The sequence below is a fragment of the Paraburkholderia fynbosensis genome (genome assembly GCF_902859935.1).
GTDB lineage: Bacteria > Pseudomonadota > Gammaproteobacteria > Burkholderiales > Burkholderiaceae > Paraburkholderia > Paraburkholderia fynbosensis.
The window spans coordinates 401,671-419,426 of the sequence record NZ_CADIKI010000004.1 but is presented as its reverse complement, the minus strand read 5'-3'; the positions used below and the strand labels follow the sequence as shown (position 1 = coordinate 419,426).

16 protein-coding genes and 6 pseudogenes are annotated in these 17,756 nt (G+C 60.8%); 9 read left to right on the top strand and 13 right to left on the bottom strand.

Going from position 1 to position 17,756, the window contains the following annotated elements; all coding sequences use genetic code 11:
- Positions 1-280: 280 nt before the first annotated feature.
- Positions 281-778: pseudogene (locus HV770_RS09665) on the bottom strand (type 2 periplasmic-binding domain-containing protein); the annotation flags it as partial.
- A 144-nt stretch (positions 779-922) separates the two neighbouring features.
- Here HV770_RS09665 and HV770_RS09660 point away from each other — a divergent pair.
- The 4 genes from HV770_RS09660 (at position 923) to HV770_RS09645 (ending at position 5,205) form a co-directional block, all read left to right on the top strand.
- The gene (locus HV770_RS09660; protein ID WP_175159168.1) at positions 923-1,642 is read left to right on the top strand and encodes a FadR/GntR family transcriptional regulator; all 720 of its coding nucleotides are present in this window, start codon (positions 923-925) and stop codon (positions 1,640-1,642) included.
- A gap of 101 nt (positions 1,643-1,743) precedes the next feature.
- Complete coding sequence (locus HV770_RS09655; RefSeq protein ID WP_175159167.1) at positions 1,744-2,511, top strand: SDR family oxidoreductase; 768 nt, start codon at positions 1,744-1,746, stop codon at positions 2,509-2,511.
- Positions 2,512-2,584: 73 nt separating this feature from the next.
- A complete protein-coding gene (locus tag HV770_RS09650) occupies positions 2,585-3,877 on the top strand; it encodes an MFS transporter (protein WP_175159166.1) in 1,293 nt (430 codons plus the stop codon).
- Positions 3,878-3,957: 80 nt separating this feature from the next.
- Positions 3,958-5,205: an enolase C-terminal domain-like protein gene (locus tag HV770_RS09645; protein WP_175159165.1), complete on the top strand. Its 1,248-nt coding sequence runs from the start codon at positions 3,958-3,960 to the stop codon at positions 5,203-5,205.
- A 535-nt stretch (positions 5,206-5,740) separates the two neighbouring features.
- On the opposite strand, the gene HV770_RS09640 is transcribed toward HV770_RS09645, so the two are convergent.
- The gene (locus HV770_RS09640) at positions 5,741-6,475 is read right to left on the bottom strand and encodes a GlcG/HbpS family heme-binding protein (RefSeq protein WP_175159164.1); all 735 of its coding nucleotides are present in this window, start codon (positions 6,473-6,475) and stop codon (positions 5,741-5,743) included.
- A gap of 897 nt (positions 6,476-7,372) precedes the next feature.
- Between HV770_RS09640 and flgN the strand changes: the two genes are divergently transcribed.
- Positions 7,373-7,675 carry a flagellar export chaperone FlgN gene (gene flgN, locus HV770_RS39665; RefSeq protein ID WP_175159194.1) on the top strand — a complete coding sequence of 101 codons (303 nt, stop codon included), beginning with the start codon at positions 7,373-7,375 and terminating at the stop codon, positions 7,673-7,675.
- Between the two features lie 467 nt (positions 7,676-8,142).
- Here the strand turns inward: flgN and HV770_RS09630 are convergent, their stop codons facing one another.
- Complete coding sequence (locus HV770_RS09630) at positions 8,143-8,751, bottom strand: hypothetical protein (RefSeq protein WP_175159163.1); 609 nt, start codon at positions 8,749-8,751, stop codon at positions 8,143-8,145.
- 146 nt (positions 8,752-8,897) lie between these two features.
- Here HV770_RS09630 and HV770_RS09625 point away from each other — a divergent pair, with 146 nt between their 5' ends.
- A complete protein-coding gene (locus HV770_RS09625) occupies positions 8,898-9,893 on the top strand; it encodes a PadR family transcriptional regulator (RefSeq protein ID WP_246290776.1) in 996 nt (331 codons plus the stop codon).
- A gap of 92 nt (positions 9,894-9,985) precedes the next feature.
- Positions 9,986-10,810 (top strand): siderophore-interacting protein, encoded by an 825-nt coding sequence (locus HV770_RS09620; RefSeq protein WP_175159162.1) that lies wholly within the window; start codon positions 9,986-9,988, stop codon positions 10,808-10,810.
- 88 nt (positions 10,811-10,898) lie between these two features.
- On the opposite strand, the pseudogene HV770_RS09615 reads toward HV770_RS09620, so the two are convergent.
- Positions 10,899-11,003, bottom strand: a pseudogene (locus HV770_RS09615) (IS6 family transposase); the annotation flags it as partial.
- Between the two features lie 43 nt (positions 11,004-11,046).
- Between HV770_RS09615 and HV770_RS39660 the strand changes: the two are divergent.
- Positions 11,047-11,153, top strand: a pseudogene (locus HV770_RS39660) (cupin domain-containing protein); the annotation flags it as partial.
- Between the two features lie 76 nt (positions 11,154-11,229).
- On the opposite strand, the gene HV770_RS09610 reads toward HV770_RS39660, so the two are convergent.
- The 4 genes and pseudogenes from HV770_RS09610 to HV770_RS09595 form a co-directional block, all read right to left on the bottom strand.
- Entirely contained in the window at positions 11,230-12,972 is a 1,743-nt protein-coding gene (locus HV770_RS09610; RefSeq protein ID WP_175159161.1) for a tetratricopeptide repeat protein, read from the bottom strand.
- A gap of 86 nt (positions 12,973-13,058) precedes the next feature.
- Entirely contained in the window at positions 13,059-13,796 is a 738-nt protein-coding gene (locus HV770_RS09605) for a BON domain-containing protein (RefSeq protein WP_175159160.1), read from the bottom strand.
- Between the two features lie 82 nt (positions 13,797-13,878).
- Entirely contained in the window at positions 13,879-14,367 is a 489-nt protein-coding gene (locus HV770_RS09600) for an aminoacyl-tRNA deacylase (protein ID WP_121322941.1), read from the bottom strand.
- A 230-nt stretch (positions 14,368-14,597) separates the two neighbouring features.
- Positions 14,598-14,717, bottom strand: a pseudogene (locus tag HV770_RS09595) (IS6 family transposase); the annotation flags it as partial.
- Between HV770_RS09595 and HV770_RS09590 the strand changes: the two are divergent.
- Positions 14,717-14,818, top strand: a pseudogene (locus tag HV770_RS09590) (DDE-type integrase/transposase/recombinase); the annotation flags it as partial. The pseudogenes HV770_RS09595 and HV770_RS09590 sit on opposite strands and share 1 nt — an antisense overlap.
- Before the next feature lie 51 nt (positions 14,819-14,869).
- Here HV770_RS09590 and HV770_RS38510 read toward each other — a convergent pair.
- The 5 genes and pseudogenes from HV770_RS38510 to HV770_RS09575 all read right to left on the bottom strand — a co-directional run bounded on the left by HV770_RS38510 (position 14,870) and on the right by HV770_RS09575 (position 17,681).
- Complete coding sequence (locus HV770_RS38510) at positions 14,870-15,364, bottom strand: molybdopterin dinucleotide binding domain-containing protein (protein ID WP_246290774.1); 495 nt, start codon at positions 15,362-15,364, stop codon at positions 14,870-14,872.
- 38 nt (positions 15,365-15,402) lie between these two features.
- The gene (locus tag HV770_RS39380) at positions 15,403-16,158 is read right to left on the bottom strand and encodes a molybdopterin-binding domain-containing protein (protein WP_281366204.1); all 756 of its coding nucleotides are present in this window, start codon (positions 16,156-16,158) and stop codon (positions 15,403-15,405) included.
- A 328-nt stretch (positions 16,159-16,486) separates the two neighbouring features.
- Positions 16,487-16,594, bottom strand: a pseudogene (locus HV770_RS39545) (hypothetical protein); the annotation flags it as partial.
- Between the two features lie 154 nt (positions 16,595-16,748).
- Entirely contained in the window at positions 16,749-17,102 is a 354-nt protein-coding gene (locus HV770_RS09580; RefSeq protein ID WP_175159159.1) for a DUF1428 domain-containing protein, read from the bottom strand.
- 174 nt (positions 17,103-17,276) lie between these two features.
- Positions 17,277-17,681, bottom strand: coding sequence for a VOC family protein (locus HV770_RS09575; RefSeq protein WP_175159158.1), 405 nt, complete (start codon positions 17,679-17,681; stop codon positions 17,277-17,279).
- Between the last annotated feature and the right edge of the window lie 75 nt (positions 17,682-17,756).

Below are 17,756 nucleotides of genomic sequence, written 5' to 3'. Positions count from 1 at the left end.
TGCCGGCGTAGATCACTCAGATCCAGGAAGTGATCAATGCCTCTCAACAGGTGCTCGCGAGGGACGTGGTTATCAAGGTTGAACGAGTAGAAAAGTTTGTCTTGTCCGCTGTCCAGTTGACCCATCATGACGAATCACTCCCGTCGATCGATGTCTTCCAGGATACCGAACAATCCGCGCGTCGACAGACTTTTTCAACACAATCCCTTCAGGTCCTGTCACTGGCTGCGGCGCTCGACCCCGGTGCCCGTGCAGGGGCAAGCGGCGCTGAAGTGCTCGGTCAAGCGGCCGAGTGCTGCGAGGCTAGTGCGCTACGGCCGTAAATCCGGTATGACGTTAGCGCATCTGCAACGAATCCCGACCCTTTCATCTCCTCGACGAACTGCGTGAGTACATCTGCCGCGGCGGGGCCACGGCTCTTCGGCACACCCATCGCCTGACGGATCACCGTGAAGCGCTCGTCGAGCAAGCGCAGCCCTGCGATTTCGCGCGAATCCGATTCCAGTTGCTGCTTCGCGCCCCCCGCGCCTTCGAGCGGCTGATCGATGAACGTCCGCACCACGGCCGGCGACGTCGGGGCGCACTGCACCCCCTTCAATCCACGTGTGAGAAAGAGGCTGTACGCGCTGCCCTTTGCCGACGGTGACGCGGTTTTTCGGTTGATAGACATCGGCATTGGTCCTGATCGGCGACTCGTCGCGCACGAGATAGAAGCGTTCTACCAGCACTAAGGCGCGGTGGACGCGATTGTCTCGCCGCGCGGATCCATCGCGAAGAACCGAAGTAAGCGCGGCATCGGCGCGAGCTGCCAGCCGCACCCCGTTTGCGCTCCAGCCATAGAGTGCGGGTCATCCCGAATTGTGCAATGAAGCACGCGAGTCTATCTTTCTACATCATACGTATGATCTAGAGAGATAGATTGATGGCTACCCTACACCGGCGGGTTCTGAATCAGATGGGCGAGCAGATCTGCTCCGGCAAATTCGCGCCAGGCGAGATTCTGCCGGCCGAACCCGTGCTCGCCGAGCAGATGCAGGTGAGCCGCATCACCATCCGCGAGACGATGAAATCGCTCTCCGCCAAAGGCATGCTCGAGGTGCGGCGCCGCTACGGCACGATCGTGCTTCCGCGCTCGCAGTGGCAATTGTTCGATCCGGACGTGATCACGTGGCGCGCGCGAGCAGGAACGTTCGACCCCGGTCTCATCGATGACCTGATGGAATTGCGCCTGATTATCGAGCCGAATGCCGCGAAACTCGCCGCTAAGCGGGCCACGGACGATGACCGCAAAGCCGTGCGGCGCGCCTACAAGGCAATGGAACGCGCCGTCGCGGGCAACGGCGAATACGTGCCCGCCGACCTCGCCTTCCACGGCGCGATCCTCACCGCCTGCCATAACCAGTTCGTGCAACAGATGCAGAACGCCTTGTCGGCGATTCTGCGCACGAGCTTCGAACTCAGCTCGGAAATCGCGGGCGGCCCGGCCCGTTCGCTGCCGATGCACGAAGCGCTTTGCATCGCGATCGAGCAAGGCGATCCGGAAGCCGCGGAACAAGCGGTCCTCACGCTCATCCGGCGCGCCGAGAAGGATTTCGAGGATCGGGCAGCGCTGAACAGCACCGTCAACGAGAAGCCCGCCTGACGTCTTAAGCACGCCACGACGCACACACTATTCATCGCGACCGGTTTGCCGGCCGCGAGGGGCGCACTCGCGCCTCGTCTCAACACGCGAAAGGAAAACGCATGACAACGTTATTCGATCTGAGCGGCCGCACGGCGCTCGTCACGGGCTCCGCGAGAGGTATCGGCTTTGCGCTTGCCGAGGGTCTCGCCACCGCTGGCGCCAGCGTGATCCTGAACGGCACGCGCGCCGACACCGTTGCCGAAGCGACCGACCGGCTCGAAAGCAAAGGCTTCAAGGCGCAAGGCCGCGCATTCGACGTCACCGACGAAGCAGCTGTCGCCGACGCATTCGCGCAATGGGATAAGGACGGCGTGCAGGTCGACATCGTCATCAACAACGCGGGCATCCAGTTTCGCAAGCCGCTCGTCGAACTCGAACTCGCCGACTGGCAGCGCGTGATCGACACCAATCTGACGAGCGCGTTCATTGTCGCGAGAGAGGCGGCGCGCCGCATGATCGCGCGCGGCACGGGCGGCAAGGTCATCAACATCGGCTCGCTGACGAGCGAAAGCGCGCGCGCGACGGTCGGCGCGTACACGGCGGCGAAGGGCGGCATCAAGATGCTGACCCGCGCGATGAGCGCCGAGTGGGCGTCGTCGAACATCCAGGCAAACGCGATCGGCCCGGGCTACATCCTCACCGACATGAACCAGGCGCTGGTCGACAATGCCGCCTTCGATGCATGGGTCAAGAGCAGCAATCCCTCGCAACGCTGGGGCAAGCCGGACGAACTCGTCGGCACCGCGGTGTACCTGTCGTCGCAGGCATCGAGCTATGTGAACGGCCAGATCATCTACGTGGACGGCGGCTGGCTCGCCGTGCTCTGAACTCAAGACTTCGCGGGAACAACAACAACAGCCCGCGCCCAACCTTCGTACGCAGCAAAGATCCGGAGACATCATGGAAAGCGTCAAACCCGTGGCACCCCAAAGATGGTGGTATCTGATGCCCATCATCTTCATCACTTACAGCCTCGCCTATCTCGACCGCGCGAACTACGGCTTTGCCGCTGCCGCCGGGATCGACAAGGATCTCGGCATCACGCATGGCATGTCGTCGCTGATCGGCTCGCTGTTCTTTCTCGGCTACTGCCTGTTTCAGGTGCCCGGCGCGATCTATGCTCAGCGCAACAGCGTGAAAAAGCTGATCTTCTTCAGCCTGATTCTGTGGGGACTGTGCGCGGCGGCGACCGGCATGGTCAGCAACATCCCGATGCTGATGGTATTGCGCTTCGTGCTCGGCGTGGTGGAGGCGGCCGTGATGCCGTCGATGCTGATGTACATCAGCCGGTGGTTCACGCGCAGCGAACGTTCGCGTGCGAACACGTTCCTGATTCTCGGCAATCCGGTGACGGTGTTGTGGATGTCGGTCGTGTCGGGCTATCTGGTGCATAGCTTCGGCTGGCGCGAGATGTTCGTCATCGAAGGGCTGCCGGCGATCGCATGGGCCATCGTCTGGTGGTTCACGGTGAAGGACCGCCCCGCCGATGCGCCGTGGATGAGCGACGCCGAAAAAGTCGAGCTCGACGCGCGCCTCAAGGCCGAGCAGGCGCACATCGCACCGGTGCGAGACTACAAGACCGCCTTTCGCTCGTCGATCGTGTTGAAGTGCTGCGCCATCCATGCCTTGTGGAGCATCGGCGTGTACGGCTTCATCATGTGGCTGCCGTCGATCTTGAAGCAGGCGTCGACGATAGACATCGTATCGGTCGGCTGGCTCGCCGCCGTGCCGTACCTCGGCGCGATCATCCTGATGCTGCTCGCCTCGTGGCTCTCCGACAAGACGCGCAACCGCAAGCTCTTCGTCTGGCCGTTGCTGCTCATCGGGACATTTGCGTTCGTGGGTTCGTATCTGCTCGGCAGCACGCACTTCTGGCTCTCGTTCGCGTTGCTGGTCATCGCCGGTGCGTCGATGTATGCGCCATACGGCCCGTTCTTCGCACTCGTCCCGGAACTGATTCCGAGCAACGTGCTGGGCGGCGCGATCGGCCTCATCAATGCGTGCGGCGCGCTCGGCGCGTTCTGCGGATCGTGGGTCGTCGGCTATCTGAACGGCGCGACGGGCAGCCCTGCCGCTTCGTACATGTTCATGGCGGGTGCCCTGCTGCTCTCGGTCATCCTGACGATCACCGTCCCCGCGCGTTCGGACGAGCGCTCAAAGCATGATGCACCGCTCGCCGTGGGCCGCACGTAAGCACACGGCCCGCATGAATCATATGAAACCTGGGCGCCCTACGCGAGACACGCAGTGCGCCCGATACCGGCAGAGACGATATGGCAACCCTGATTACCGATATAAAGGTCATCCTGACCGCACCAGAAGGCATCAACCTGATCGTCGTGAAGGTGGAGACGAACCAGGCCGGTCTGTATGGCCTCGGATGCGCGACGTTTGCCTATCGGCATGTCGCGGTCAAATGTCTGATCGAAGAGTATCTACGACCCCTTTTGATTGGCCGCGACGCCGAAGCAATCGAAGAGCTTTGGCAATTGATGCATCAGAACGCGTACTGGCGCAATGGACCGATCGAGAATAACGCGATCTCGGGCATCGACATGGCGTTGTGGGACATTAAGGGCAAGATGGCGAACATGCCGATCTATCAGCTCTTCGGCGGCAAGTGCCGCGAAGGCGTGCCGATCTATCGTCATGCGGATGGGCGCGATCTCAGCGAGTTGTGCGAGAACATCCAGCGATATCGCGAGCAGGGCGTCACGCATATCCGCTGCCAAAGCGGCGGTTATGGCGGCGCGGGCTTTGGCAAGGCGCCGTCGAGCGCACCGCAAGGAGCACTAGACGGTGTGTATCTCGACAGCCGAAAGTACATGCGCGACACGCTCAAGTTGTTCGATGGCCTTCGCACCAAGATAGGCTTCGACGTCGCGTTGTGTCATGACGTGCATGAACGGCTGAAGCCGGTCGAGGCCATCAAGTTCGCGTGCGAACTGGAGCAGTACGACCTGTTCTTTCTTGAAGATGCGATCGCGCTGGAAGATGGCGAATGGATGCGGCAGCTCAGAGCGAAGACCACTACGCCGCTGGCTCAGGGCGAGTTGTTCAACAATCCATCGGAGTGGCGCTTTCTGATCACCGAACGCCTGATCGACTTCATACGCGTTCACCTGAGCCAGATCGGAGGTATCACGGCCGGGCGCAAGCTGCAGATCTTCGCGGAGCAGTTCGGCGTAAGGACCGCGTGGCACGGGCCCGGCGACATGTCGCCGCTCGCGCATGCGGCGAACATTCATATCGATCTCGCGTCGCGTAATTTTGGCGTGCAGGAATGGTCGGGTACTGAGCCGCCCAACTTCGTGATCCAGGAACTCAAAGGGCCCAGAGCCGCGTTGCTCGATGTGTTCCCTGGCCTGCCCGAGTACAGGAACGGCCATGTTTATGCGAATGACAAGCCAGGGCTCGGCGTCGATATCAATGAGACCGATGCCGCAAAATATCCGTGCGAGAGTGTCGTGACGACGTGGACGCAAACGCGCCTGAAAGACGGCACCTTGCAGACTCCGTAAGCGGGTCAAGTTAAAACTAACGGTTCCGTTTGTTCTCTTGTTTACCGTAGAGGTTTGTTCGGCGTGCCGACGCCTCTTTCAAGCGAACTTCCACAACGGCTGGCAATTGCAAGACGATGTGACGTGGATGGAGGTCCGTTGGTGTTCCCAGAACGGCCACCGCCCACGGCGCGATCCGAGTGACGGCAACGGGTCGGGCTGCGTCAGTCCGCTCGTCAAATGCATCACCCGAAAGCGGCCAGTGGGATTTCGCTGCCCGAAAACGGCCAGTCGTCAGTGCGTACTTACGACCCAACGCCGTCGTTCGGCTCTCCACACCGTCAAAGTCCGTTGTGCACAATCAAACTGCCGTTCCTCTCGCCGGAGCGCTTGCCGCTGGTCGGCCGTTCCGGTCATACGGTCGTCGTCGAACGAGCGGCTGTGTGCGCAACGCTGGTTGCGTAGCTGTTCAGGCGACCAGGTTAACGGGTCGGCCATTATTGTTTCCCTTGTATTCGCCCTACTTCTTCACTAGCGGGTAGTCACGCGTCGACCATTATCGGCCGCCAACGTTCTCAATAGCGCTCGCACTCAGGTCGCTCGGAAAGCAATGCGGGTGCTCGAAGCCCATCGGCGACGTGCTTGCAGCGTAGACGATGTTGTCCGTGTTGTTCGGCCCTTGGCCCTTCGGGACTGTGCCGAGACCGGCGAGCTTGCGCATTCGATAGGCGATGGCATGATCGGCGCACGCGCTGTCGCCACTCACCCCCAGGCCGCCGATGACCTTGCCGCCGGCGTAGAGTGCGACCCCTCCGCCGAACGTGATGACGCCGCCGACCGTATGGCCGATTCCGGTGCCCTGTTCGAGGAAACGAGAATTGAACGGGTTGGAATTGTTAAGCCCGTAGAGCGATCCACCGGGCTGCGTCGCCGCGTACAGGTTGGCGGTTGAGAGCGCGAGCGCATCATTGCTAAAGCCATTCGCCGTGTACGCTTTTGCAATGGCGATTGCACGGCTGCCCGGCCATGCGTCCCCCGTCTTGATAACGGAACAGAGATGGCCCTCACGGTCCACGATTGCTGCCCACATCCGGTTCGGTTTGAAAATGCCTCCGTTGGCGTCACTCAGGTTGACGACAGTGAAAAGCTGCTTCTCGACCAACGAGACCGTCCCTTGCGGCAGCGTGCAGCGTGCGCCGGTGTCATCGTCATTTTCCCCGGCGAGCGCCGGGTAAGCGACGCTAAGGCCGAGGGCTACGGCAACAACTGAGATAGATGTGTTGATTCGCATGCCAATTCTCCCGATGAAAGCGTTTGACCATAAAGGCAGGCGCGGGACTAATGCAAACAGGGCCACGCAACCTGCGGTTCACGAGCTTCGTGCTGGGTAGACGAGTGAGAGACGAAAGCAACTGCGGTACGACGACGGAACCGTTTTGCGTCACGACGGACGCAATTCGTAAGTCCGAAATAGCATCGCCCGGAAGGGTCGGGACGGCGATTAACCGGTGTGAGGGGGCATTTGACTCGAAGCATCTGCGATAGGCACCTCCCTTAGCAACAAGCTTGATCGAGCGTTTAAGGTTGACTTGTCGGGCCTTCCATCAGCGCAGTACTTACCCGGCAGAGTTGGGCGTTCAGTAAGAAAATTAGTCCGGTTTTTCCGTCCATTGGACAGCCCTGTAAATCACCGCGTGTTGCGCATGCGTTCTTCATCTCTCCGAGTGCCCTTAGCGCCGACCTTAGATTACATGTAGTCCGAAGTAATTGGATCCTGAGCCCTCGAAATAAAATCACCATGTAGGTCATGGGTTCGCCCCGCAAGAATGGAGGTTGGCGAAGCCGACAGATTTCTACGAACGAAATTAATCACGCTCGCACTTTCTCGTGGATCTGAATTCTGGGCCGTCGTAGACCGGCGGCTTGGCGCCAAACACAATACTTCATGCAGCACATTGCACGCTCTCATGCTCGCCACGCGTTTTGCGTCGCCTTTGGTGGATCATAGTGGTCCGTGGCGCGGCTTGCGGACCGCGTGGCGTGAAACAGCAAACTTTTGGCCGATACGAAGATTTCGCGATTTTAGGCAACCGCGTTTTGTCTTTACCACGGCGGCATGCAGTTTTTCGACCTAAATAGCGGCGGGTGATCGACTCATGATCGACTCAATTCCCCAGCGCGTTCGTAGCTGCTTCCGCTCGACAAACGCCAAAGTACAGCAGCCATTCGCTCTTGCCCTCCCCGGCAATTCATCAGCCCAAGGGATACGCGCATTGCGGCCCTGTGGGCGCAACTGCAAAAGTTGGCTGAGCATGCATATCGCACCAACAAGGCCAACGGGAGTCTCATCCATACACGCATGGACCATAATCGGTGCGCGCTAACGGCGCTTAAGGTGGCGCCGCCGGAGGCGAACTGTAAGCCGGCATGCGACCTCGGGACTATAGAGCGCTATGTTTTGACAGAAAACACGCTGTTCCTGGTTGGATGAGGCCGGTACTCCATTGGAGACGGGCTTTTTCTTTTACCCGCTGGCATAAATGGAATAACCGGCTAATTCGCTGCCTATCACCGGAACCACGCTGCGCCTCGTGGAGCAACCCGCAGGGCCCCTGGAGCGGGGGGCCGTTATCGGGCGCATAGAACCGCTCAAATGACCACGTGGAGGCTATGGCGAGCGGCGGCTCCTGGCCGGTCACGGTCCGATGCTGATTGCCTAGCTTGTTCACCAGAGGTCGACTTGCATCGACCGGTTGAATCCGCCACCCTCCGCGGTCATTCAACGCCACGAGCGGAACGTCCGGATTCAACCGGTTGAATCCGCCCTTCTGACAGCCGCCGTTGGCGCTGTCCCCGCGAATGACTGAGACTGGCCGACTGTACGCGTTCAGCAACGGAACCTTGATCAGCCATTCGCAGGCTCGCACGATGCCACCGGCCGCTTGGTGGCTTGATAGCTCAGTGAGCGCAACCAGTCGGACAACCAACGAAGAGGCAATCGTCTGGATCGAAACTATCGTCAACCCAATCCCGCAGCGTTCGGAATTCGACGGTTATGTTTTTTAGATGCTGCCCTGCTGCATTGATGTCATCAAGGTTGCAATAGATCTGACGGTCGCCACTCGGGTCGGAGGTGTTGATGAGCTTCAGTCGTGAAAGACGGTTATTGATTTCCCTAGTCGGGATAGCGGGATTGAAAAGTATGTGCGCATTGATCGCTTCGCCGTCCTTGTTGGGCTGCGTCAGACGAAACTCGAGGTTCCCGATTACAGTGGTAGCCAAGCCCGCTTCCCTAATTGCCGCTTGCGTTCGCTCTACCTCTTCGTCGGCAAACAGAAAGTAATTTGTAACTCCAATAGCGTCGAAATTCGACGCTGCAATCGCGCCTACGAAGCCCCGCCAGTCGCCGTTGTAGCGGTTTGCGAGATGAGTATCGGGTGAATGAATGTGAAGATCCCACTTCCCCCAGTTCGAACCGCGGTCAGTAAGTCCCACATTGCCCCCTTTTGTCTGTTCTTGTTTCCGAGCTAGGGCACGAATCATCGGGAGAATTGACAGATATTGCAAGCGTTCGTCTTAGTCCACCCGAGCGTCCGATTTCACCATCCCGCGGACTTTGTTGCGCGCCGATAGGCCGCAAAAAAAAATTTGACAGACCATCTTAAGATATATATCTTAAGACACATCTTAAGACATTCACGGGAGCGCCCCGAATGCGACACCAACATCGTTTTTCCAATCCGCGCAGCGCGGATGACGGTTTCTGCGCAAGCTCCGACGGTACGACGCTCCATAAACTTTGGCATGCGTTCGTCCGCGATCAGGCGCAGCGTGGCGAGCGCGGTGGCGCCGAGCTCGAACGCCGTCACGGCGGACATGGCGACTGGCATCCATCGCACGCCAATGCACATGGCCATGGAGAGCGCCACGCGTTCTCCAGCGATGAATCTGGCCCGCGCGGTGAACGCGAGTTTCACGGCCACGCCGCTGGCCACCACAGCCGCCGCGAACTTCACGCCGATGCACGTGCGCACGGCCCGCGCGGCCGCCACCGCTTCTCGCCGCAAGCGCTGCTGTGGCACGCAATCGGCCGTCATCAGGATCCGCGCGGCGGTGGTCGTGGCGGGCGCTTCGGCGGCGGACCGGGCGGCTTCGGCGGCGACGGCGAAGGTTTTCCGCGCGGTCGCAAGTTCAGTTCGGACGACCTGCAACTGCTGCTGTTGTCGATGATCGACGCCCAGCCGAGTCACGGCTACGAACTGATCAAGGCACTCGAAATGCGCTCGAACGGCTTCTATAGTCCGAGCCCCGGCATGGTCTATCCGGCGCTCACGTATCTGGAAGAACTCGGCTACGTCACCGTGCAACTCGAAGGCAACCGCAAGCGCTACGAACTGGCAGACATGGGCCGCGACTATCTGGCCGCCAATCGCGAGCGCGTCGAATTGATGCTGGCGAAGCTGACTCACATCGCCCGCAAGATGGATTCGGTGCGACGCGCCTTTGCCGGCGAAGAACCCGCCGACATCAGCGAAGGCGGCTGGCTGCCCGAACTGAACGAAGCGCGCCGCACGCTGAAGCATGCCCTGCTGCGCCGTGACAACGCGCCGGCCGACGAGCAGCGCCGTATCGCCGCGATCCTGATGCGTGCGGCAAGAGAAATCGAAGGCCCCGTTAGCGAAAGCAGCGGCGGTGAACCCGCCGTCTGAGATCACGCGGTCTGCTGCCTGGTGTCCGCACGCCAGCAGCACCGCTGCGCGGCCGCCCCGCGCGATTCAAACCCAACAGGAGCACCACCCTCATGCTGAGCAATGACAATCGACCCGACCTGGCCGTGCATCGTGTGCGCCATCCGCTGAAATTCCGTCTGCTGCAGGTCAAGCAGGTGCGCGCGCTGACCCCGCATCTGATTCGCGTGACCTTCACGGGCGACGATCTGCGGGACTTCGTCTCCGCTTCGTTCGACGACCACATCAAGGTGTTTTTCCCCGAGCCCGGCTCGGACAAACCGACACTGCCAGAAGCCGGTCCCGACGGTCCCGTGTTTCCGGCAGGCCAGCGTCCGACGGCGCGCGATTTCACGCCGCGCCGTTTCGATCGTGAAGCGCGTGAGCTCGATATCGAATTCGCGATGCACGAGGCCGGCCCCGCCGCGAACTGGGCGGCGCAGGCCAAAGTCGGCCAGCACCTCGGCATCGGCGGCCCGCGCGGCTCGCTCGTGATTCCTACCGCGTTCGACTGGCATCTGCTGGTCGGCGACGATACCGCGCTGCCCGCCATTGCCCGCCGCCTCGAAGAACTGCCGCCCGGCACGCGCGCCGCCGCGGTGATCGAAGTGGCCGATCCGTCGGCGCAAATCGAGTTCACGACACAAGCCGAGCTGCATCTGGTCTGGTGTCATCGCAGTGAAGCGCGTGAACGCGGCGCGGCGCTGTTGCAGGCGGTCCGCGAGATCTATCTGCCGGAACACGGCGAAGGCTACGTGTGGGCCGCCGGCGAATCCGCGACAATGCGTGCGGTGCGCCAGCATCTGTGCGCGGAACGCGGTGTCGACAAGTCGCGCATTCGCGCGGCCAGTTACTGGAAACAGGGCGCGCAAGCGGTTCACGAATCGCTCGACGATTGAACGTGCGCGCTCACCGGACAGCGCGTTTCTCGCGGGCGCCCCGCCCAGCGGATTCACTGGCACGACTCTGGCCAGAGGGACTTTCGCCGATGTCGCGCAGACTGAGCTGGAAGCGAAAGTACCACCGAACGGCGTGGCTGATGATTGACGCCGGGAACCGGTGACCGTGATAGAGCGTCTTCGTCTTCTTCATTACGGCATCTTGGTCGACCAGCCCTGCGAACGTGACAACGCCGGCCGAAGTGATGCATTTTCTGTCGGGTCCGGATCGTTCAGGCCAGACGGCAAAGACACGATTCACTTCACCGGCGGCGATACGTTGTTTTCCGAAGCGAACACCTAAGGGCTGTGGCAGGTGCATGAAACGACGCGAAAAGTCTACGTGATTATTTAGGCTTCCACACAATCGCATCTTTGTTTTACGGCGCTTCTGTTGTGTCGAGAAGACGAGCTGCTTCACGCCGGGTCTCTTCCGCCTCGCGCGGTCGTCGGGTCTGGCTGAAAAGCGCACTGAGGTTGCCGAGTGTCCGTGCTTCATCCCGACGGTAGGTCACGGGGTCATCTCGCGACAGAGTCCGGTAAAGGTCCAGCGCACTCCGGTAGGCGTCTTCCGCCTTGCGCGGACGCCCGCTATGAGTGAACAGGACACCTAGATTGTTCAGCATCCGCGCTTCGTCTGACTTGTAGACAGCGGGCGTGTCCCGCACTAGCGAACGATAGATTTGCAAGGCTTCCTGATAAGCCTGCTGAGCCTCCTTCGGCCGCTGCATGGCACGATAGAGCGCGCCGAGATTACTGAGCGTGCGCGCCACGTCGGGCAGATAAAGTGCTGGACTCTTGCGGGCAAGCTGCTGCCGGATCGCGAGCGCTTCCTTGTAGGCATGCTCTGCCTCGTGGAGTCGCTGCGTGGAACTATAGAGGTTCCCGAGGTTGTTGATCGTACGCGCAAGCGCCGGTCGATAGGCCGCGGGGTTGCCGCGCGCGAGAGCCCGCTGGATCTCCAGTGCCTCGCGATACGCCTGTTCCGCATCGCTCGGGCGTTGCGTAGCGTCGTACAGGATGCCGAGGTCGTTAAGCATCGTCGCGATTTCAGGTTGGTAGGTCGCGGGGTCGCGATAGGCCAATGCACGATCGATGTTCAGCGCTTCGCGATATGCCTGCGCTGCCTCCGTCAGGCGCTGTGTATCGCGATACAGGACACCGAGGTTGTCGAAGGTTTCTGCCACCGCAGAGCCGTAGGCCTGCGGGTTCTGCTGCGCGAGTAGCCAATAAATCTCCAGCGCCCGCAGGTAGGCCGCCTCCGCTTCCCGTGGCCGTTGCAGCCCAACGTAGACGTTGCCAAGCTTCTCGAGCATGCGCGCAATGTGAGGTTGATAGGCTGCGGGCTTCTCCTGTGCAAGCAGCTGATAGCGCGACAGCAGCGCGCGATAAATCGGTTCGGCACGTGCAAACTCGCGTTGCTCAGCCAACGTGTCCGAAAACGCAGTCGCAGTGTCGGTGTCTTCCGGTTGCAACGAGTAGGCCCTTTCCAGATACGGCAGTGCGCTGCCCGGCGTGAAGCGCAGCAACTCGATTTCGCCAGCCTCATAACTCCGGGCCGCGAGCACCTGCGCAGTTCCCTGTTTTTTTCCAAGCAGCTTCGTTAGTCGCTGCGATGCACCGTCCAGATCGAAGCGCTCGAGCGCTTCATCTATTTGCAGTTCAAGAGGATCGGAACTCCGTGCGATCGACGATCTGCGTAGCAGATCGTCGTAACGAACGCCCCATTGCCGGGCTTCGGCCACCGGGTCCGCGTCGGGCCGCGCGCTGATTTGCCCGGCAAGGCGTTCAATAAGCGGTCCGATGTTCGCGAACGCGGTATCGGTGCCGTGCTCAATGCGGCCCGAACGCACCTGTACGGCAGCCAGTATCACGTTGGCGGCTCTCGCGAGCGAGACGATCTGGAGATCGGAGAGTCTGGCGCGCTTCACCGAACGGTTCAATTCGGCAACCATGCGGTTGAGGGCCCGGACGGGGACTCCACAATTGGCCTGTACTTTGAGGCCGTCTTTGACATCGACCTCGGAGAACGCCGCAGAACACGAACCCGCCGCATTCGCACTCAGAGATCCTCCGAACAACACGGCCATCGTCACGGCCGACAGAAACTTGCTCGCACTCATGTCACGCTCGCCGCGAACCGGCCTGCCCGGCTAGAGAGCAGAACTTTGCCAGCGGAAAAACTGCCGCACGCTGACCGGCGATCGGATCAGGCCCGCACGTGGATGCGATTGACGACGCCGTCGATCGCATCCAGACACCAGGCGTCCTGTTCCGCCAGCCGTCTTTCGGCTTCGGTCGCCACCCACCCTGCCAGTGTGATCCGGTGATTTTCCACATTGATCGTGATCTGTTCGGCGCGCACGCGCCGATCGGCTTCGAGCACCAGGTGCAAGGCATCGGAAATCTCATCGTCGCCGTCCGCTTCGGCGGGCACCAGTTCCAACAGGTTCACCACATCGCGGCACCCGCCGACCCACCAGGCAGTCACACTCGCGAAACGCCTGTGAGACAGGCTGGTCACTTGCCCGGTCAAGGTCACCACCCCATCGTCGACCGTCACTTCGACGACGCCGCTGCCGTCGTTGCCCGCCGCGTCCATCGTGCCGCGCAGTACTTCAAGCTGACCCTTGACGCGCGCGCAGATTACGCAGTGGCGGAACTCGACCGCCTGCGCAAGCCGTTCGCAGATACGCGTGCGCAACTCGCCGTCACCGACCGCCGGGGCGGCGGTGACACGCAGCTGATCCACCACACGTGTCCCCTCGCTGCGCATCTGGGTCAAGCGAAGAAGGCGTTTCTTGGATGCGATATTCGGCACCTCGCCTGTGACGGTCAGGGCGTCACCGTCACAACTCATATGAATGGGATGATTGTGGAGCTTCAGGTGTGATTCGCGCTCGAAGGCTGCCATCACCTGCTTGAAGACCGCATCGCTGCGTTGCATGATCTGCCTCGCGCAAAGGTTGAGCGACGCAGTGCCCTTTATGCCGCACTGCGCAAGCCTTGCCGCATCACGCGGGCGCCGCTCAGGAAGATGGCATACCCTGCATGCGACGGGCGAAGCGTGCCCGCTCGGCCCTGTCCATGAGATCGAGGAATTGATCCGTACCCATGTGGATCAACTCTTCATGATCGCCGGCCTCGAAATAGACGTCCGGCTGGCGGGTGAGGCTCTCGTCAAGATAGGTTTGCATGCCATAGGCCGTACAGACCGGCGGCAGCGCCCCTACGTTGCAGTCCTTGAACAGTTCCCGCAAATCGACCTCTTTGGCCAGCCAAAGTTGACGTCCGGTCTGTGCCCAAAGCGACGACAGCCGCACTGCGTAGGTGGATGGCAGCACCGCCGCCACATAGCCGTGCTCGTCTTCAAGAAGCACGGTTTTGGCGAGGCGATCGCCGGGAATATGGGCTGCTGCCGCGGTTTCGACACTGGAATGGCTGAGCGGATGACGCACAACTTCGTACTGGGTGCCCTTGCTGCGCAGGCAGTCCTGGAGAGTGGCAGACATCGACATGACGCACCTCCTATGGAAGGAAACGAGAAAATGTTACGCAGAACTCTTCAAGGATAGATCGCTTTCGCTAATGTGTGAAAAACCTGCAGCCGGCAGCGGGGCGACTGCGCGGGTATGGCGGCGTGCAACAGCGGTTGGGGCAGTCAGGACGACTACTGTGTATGGCATGCCAGTGGTTCCGGTCGCAGTAAGGTAAGCGGGTCAAGCAAAGGCGATATGCGAAGGATCGCTTATGAAACCAACGAGTAAAATTGCTGGGCGGCAGACAACGAAGTTTTTGCCGAACATTTCACCTGTCCTTTCTTAATCATGTGCATCAATTCGATGCCACTCAGAATCACGCGCGCGCAGGGTTCGTCAGATCAAGTACTTGAATAACATCGTGGAGCAGGACCATCGGGCCATCAAACGCCGAACCCGACCGATGCTCGGATTTAAGGATTTCAACTGTCACGCTCGAAAACAAACCGTTCAGTTCGAACGGGGGGTTCTCTCTTGCGATTCAATCTACAGCTTCGATGCGTACCGGCATCGCGCTCATTACCGGCATGGCGTTGATCGGATCAAGGCCAACTGTTGTGCTGAGCAACTGGTTTGGATTGGCGCCGGCGTACTCTTCGGGCTCCTCGTCGGGCATCGGTCCCCAGCCGTGCGGAATGGACACGACGCCTCGGCGCAGTGCCGGGTCCGCTTTGACGATAACTCCAATGCGGCCGTGCGGCGAAACAATGGCCACGCGCTGGCCTTCGGTCAGTCCTTGAGCAGCCAGGTCATCGGGATGCACAAAGGCCGGATTGAACGGCATGCGTCGGCGGACCGCGGGCAGGTCGTGGTACATGGTGTTCTGCACGTTGCGCACGCGCCGCACCGCCAGGCGATGCGTGAACCCCGGCGGCGTCCCCGCTTCGTTCAGTACGCCGGCCAGTTCGCGCTCGACGTCGTCCGGCATCACGTCGAAGCGCGCGGTATTCGCTGGCTCGCCGGGCTGCACGATCATCGGTTCGACCTCGTAGATTTTCCCTTGTGGGTTCAGCTTCAGGTCGTCAAATGAAATCGAGCCGTGGCGAACCAGGGTCGCAAGCAGCTCGTCGGTGGTCGGAGGAACAGCATGCCATACCCACCGACACGGCTCTTCCAGCCGGATTCCCAAGAACGGCGTGGCGGAATCACTTCGGCGCGGCGCTGGTAGCGTGGGGCGACCACGCCGGGATTCGGTACAGGGTCGCCGGGGCGAGCAAAGCGGCCACATACGACGTTGAGGCATTCGACCAGATGCTCGGCCAGATTGGAGTGCGGCGCCATGTTGGGCCCGGTTCCCGACGCGGCCGAGCCACGCTTGCGGTGCAGGCCGCCGGCCTCCCGGACGGGTTCCGCGAAGGCTGCAGCGGCGGCTTCGAGCGCTTCGACGCTTACGCCGGCGCGCTCGGCGACGTATTCGGGCGTGAACGGCTCGACCGCGCGCGCCAGTCGTCGCAGGTCGTTGGGGTAGCGCGCGCAAAATCCATCATCGTGCCAGCCGCGACACAGAATGATGCGCAGCAGGCCAGCCAGGACGGTCGGGTCCTCGCCCGGCAACACCTGCAGGAAGACATCGGCATGGCGGGCAGTCTCTGTCTCCCGTGGATCTATCACCACCAGCTTCAGGCCGCGCTCCTTCGCTTCGTGGAGCTGCTTGACCGGATTCTGCAATGCGAAATTGAACGTGGATAGCGATACCAGCGGATTGGTGCCGACGAACAATAGCGCGTCGGCGTTCGCGTACGGATCTTTGCCGGCAGCCCAGCCGCTCAAATGTCACCCATTTGGCCGACTGGTCGATGGTCATTGTAGAGAAAAGCGAAGTCGAACCCAGCGCCGCGAGGAAGGCGGGCAACATATGATTGGCGGCGAGATTAGAGTAGTTCATGGTGCCGCGAAAGGCTGCGACCGCATCGGCGCCGTGGTGCTCGATCAGTGCCTCGAGTTGCGCCGCAATCTCGGCCAGCATCACATCAAGCGGCATCGGCACGAAACTTCCATCGCGCTGCCGTTTCAGCGGATGCAGGAGCCGCTCCGCGCTGTTATGCACCTCATGCAGATACACGCCCTTGATGCAGGCGTAGCCGCGCGTGAGCGGATTGTCGCGGTCGCCGCGCGCAGCAACGACGCGTCCGGCGTCGTCCAGGGTCAAGCGTAGTGAACAGTTGCCGGCGCAGATGCGGCAGGCGGTGACGGCTTCGCGTGGCACGGCGAGCTCCTCCTGTAGTGCGGCCCCAAACCTCGTAACCGCGCACAACTTTCGGCGTAAAGGTTAAAGTCACGCGTTGCATCGCGGATGTTCAATGCCAGGCCGCGGCGCCGGTTCGCGTCTCAACGCGAACCGACGCCATGTTTTTCTGCCATCACGCGTCGACAATCACTTCGAAACCGCCATAGATTAGCCGCTGGCCGTCAAAAGGCATCTGATTTTTATCTGGTTGCAGCCGCGGGTCGGCCATTACCGCTTTCATTCCTTCGTCTCGCGACTGATGCGACGGCCAGACAACCCAGGAGAACACCACCGTCTCATCATCCTTGCGCTTGATCGCCATTGGAAACGACGTCACCTTGCCCTCCGGCACGTCATCTCCCCAGCATTCGACCACCTTCAACGCGCCGTGCTCCTTGAAGACGGCCGCCGCTCTTTCGGCGAACTGTCTGTAAACTTCGCGGTTGGCTGTAGGCACGGGGACAACAAATCCATCGACGTAAGTCATTCGCAATCTCCTTTTTCCCATACGGACTATAGGTGCCGGTCGGCAGCGCATCGCAAACACGACCGCCCATACGTACGACGAGCGGGCAGTCAAGAAATCGACAATAGTCGATTCCCTTGCACCGATAGCCTGCTTTGACCCTAAGCGCCGCTTTGAGGCATGGCGTCGGCCTGCTCACTTAAGCGGTTGCCCAATGCCGAAGAGGTTGCCCTCGCTATCTCGGAACCAAGCAGCTCTTTCGCCTACCCCACCCTTGGACGGGTAATTCCCTTCTATATCAGCGATCCCGTTTATCGTTTTGAGGCCGGGAAGATCGTATTCTTCGAACGCGACTCCACGCTGTCGCAGCTCATTAACGGTTGCCTGGATGTCATCGACCTCCCAGGCCATTTGGGTATGAGTACCTGAGGCCGACCCAGACGACTGAAAGAGTGTGAAGTAGCCCCTGCCGCATTTGTAGCGGAGGCCACCAGCCCGTTCTTCCACCGGCTCAAGGCCGAGCTTGCTCGAGTAGAAAGATCTTGCGCGAGCGAGGTCTTGCGCTGGGATCCGAGTTGCGACGTCGCTGTCTTGAAGCATGGAATACCTCTAAGGTCAATAAAGCCTACCGCGTCATGTCGGTCCGTTGGAGCCCTGCAGTTGCCCGTGCCGACC

Bases quoted from the DNA above. Each gene is read 5' to 3' on its own strand.
- HV770_RS09640 (WP_175159164.1), bottom strand. From the start codon at position 6,475: ATGCGAATCAACACATCTATCTCAGTTGTTGCCGTAGCCCTCGGCCTT.
- HV770_RS09600 (WP_121322941.1), bottom strand. From the start codon at position 14,367: ATGTCGATGTCTGCCACTCTCCAGGACTGCCTGCGCAGCAAGGGCACC.
- HV770_RS09610 (WP_175159161.1), bottom strand. From the start codon at position 12,972: ATGAGTGCGAGCAAGTTTCTGTCGGCCGTGACGATGGCCGTGTTGTTC.
- HV770_RS09660 (WP_175159168.1), top strand. From the start codon at position 923: ATGGCTACCCTACACCGGCGGGTTCTGAATCAGATGGGCGAGCAGATC.
- HV770_RS09655 (WP_175159167.1), top strand. From the start codon at position 1,744: ATGACAACGTTATTCGATCTGAGCGGCCGCACGGCGCTCGTCACGGGC.
- HV770_RS09620 (WP_175159162.1), top strand. From the start codon at position 9,986: ATGCTGAGCAATGACAATCGACCCGACCTGGCCGTGCATCGTGTGCGC.
- HV770_RS09605 (WP_175159160.1), bottom strand. From the start codon at position 13,796: ATGCAACGCAGCGATGCGGTCTTCAAGCAGGTGATGGCAGCCTTCGAG.
- HV770_RS09580 (WP_175159159.1), bottom strand. From the start codon at position 17,102: ATGACTTACGTCGATGGATTTGTTGTCCCCGTGCCTACAGCCAACCGC.
- HV770_RS09575 (WP_175159158.1), bottom strand. From the start codon at position 17,681: ATGCTTCAAGACAGCGACGTCGCAACTCGGATCCCAGCGCAAGACCTC.
- HV770_RS38510 (WP_246290774.1), bottom strand. From the start codon at position 15,364: ATGATCGTGCAGCCCGGCGAGCCAGCGAATACCGCGCGCTTCGACGTG.
- HV770_RS09645 (WP_175159165.1), top strand. From the start codon at position 3,958: ATGGCAACCCTGATTACCGATATAAAGGTCATCCTGACCGCACCAGAA.
- HV770_RS09625 (WP_246290776.1), top strand. From the start codon at position 8,898: ATGCGACACCAACATCGTTTTTCCAATCCGCGCAGCGCGGATGACGGT.
- HV770_RS09650 (WP_175159166.1), top strand. From the start codon at position 2,585: ATGGAAAGCGTCAAACCCGTGGCACCCCAAAGATGGTGGTATCTGATG.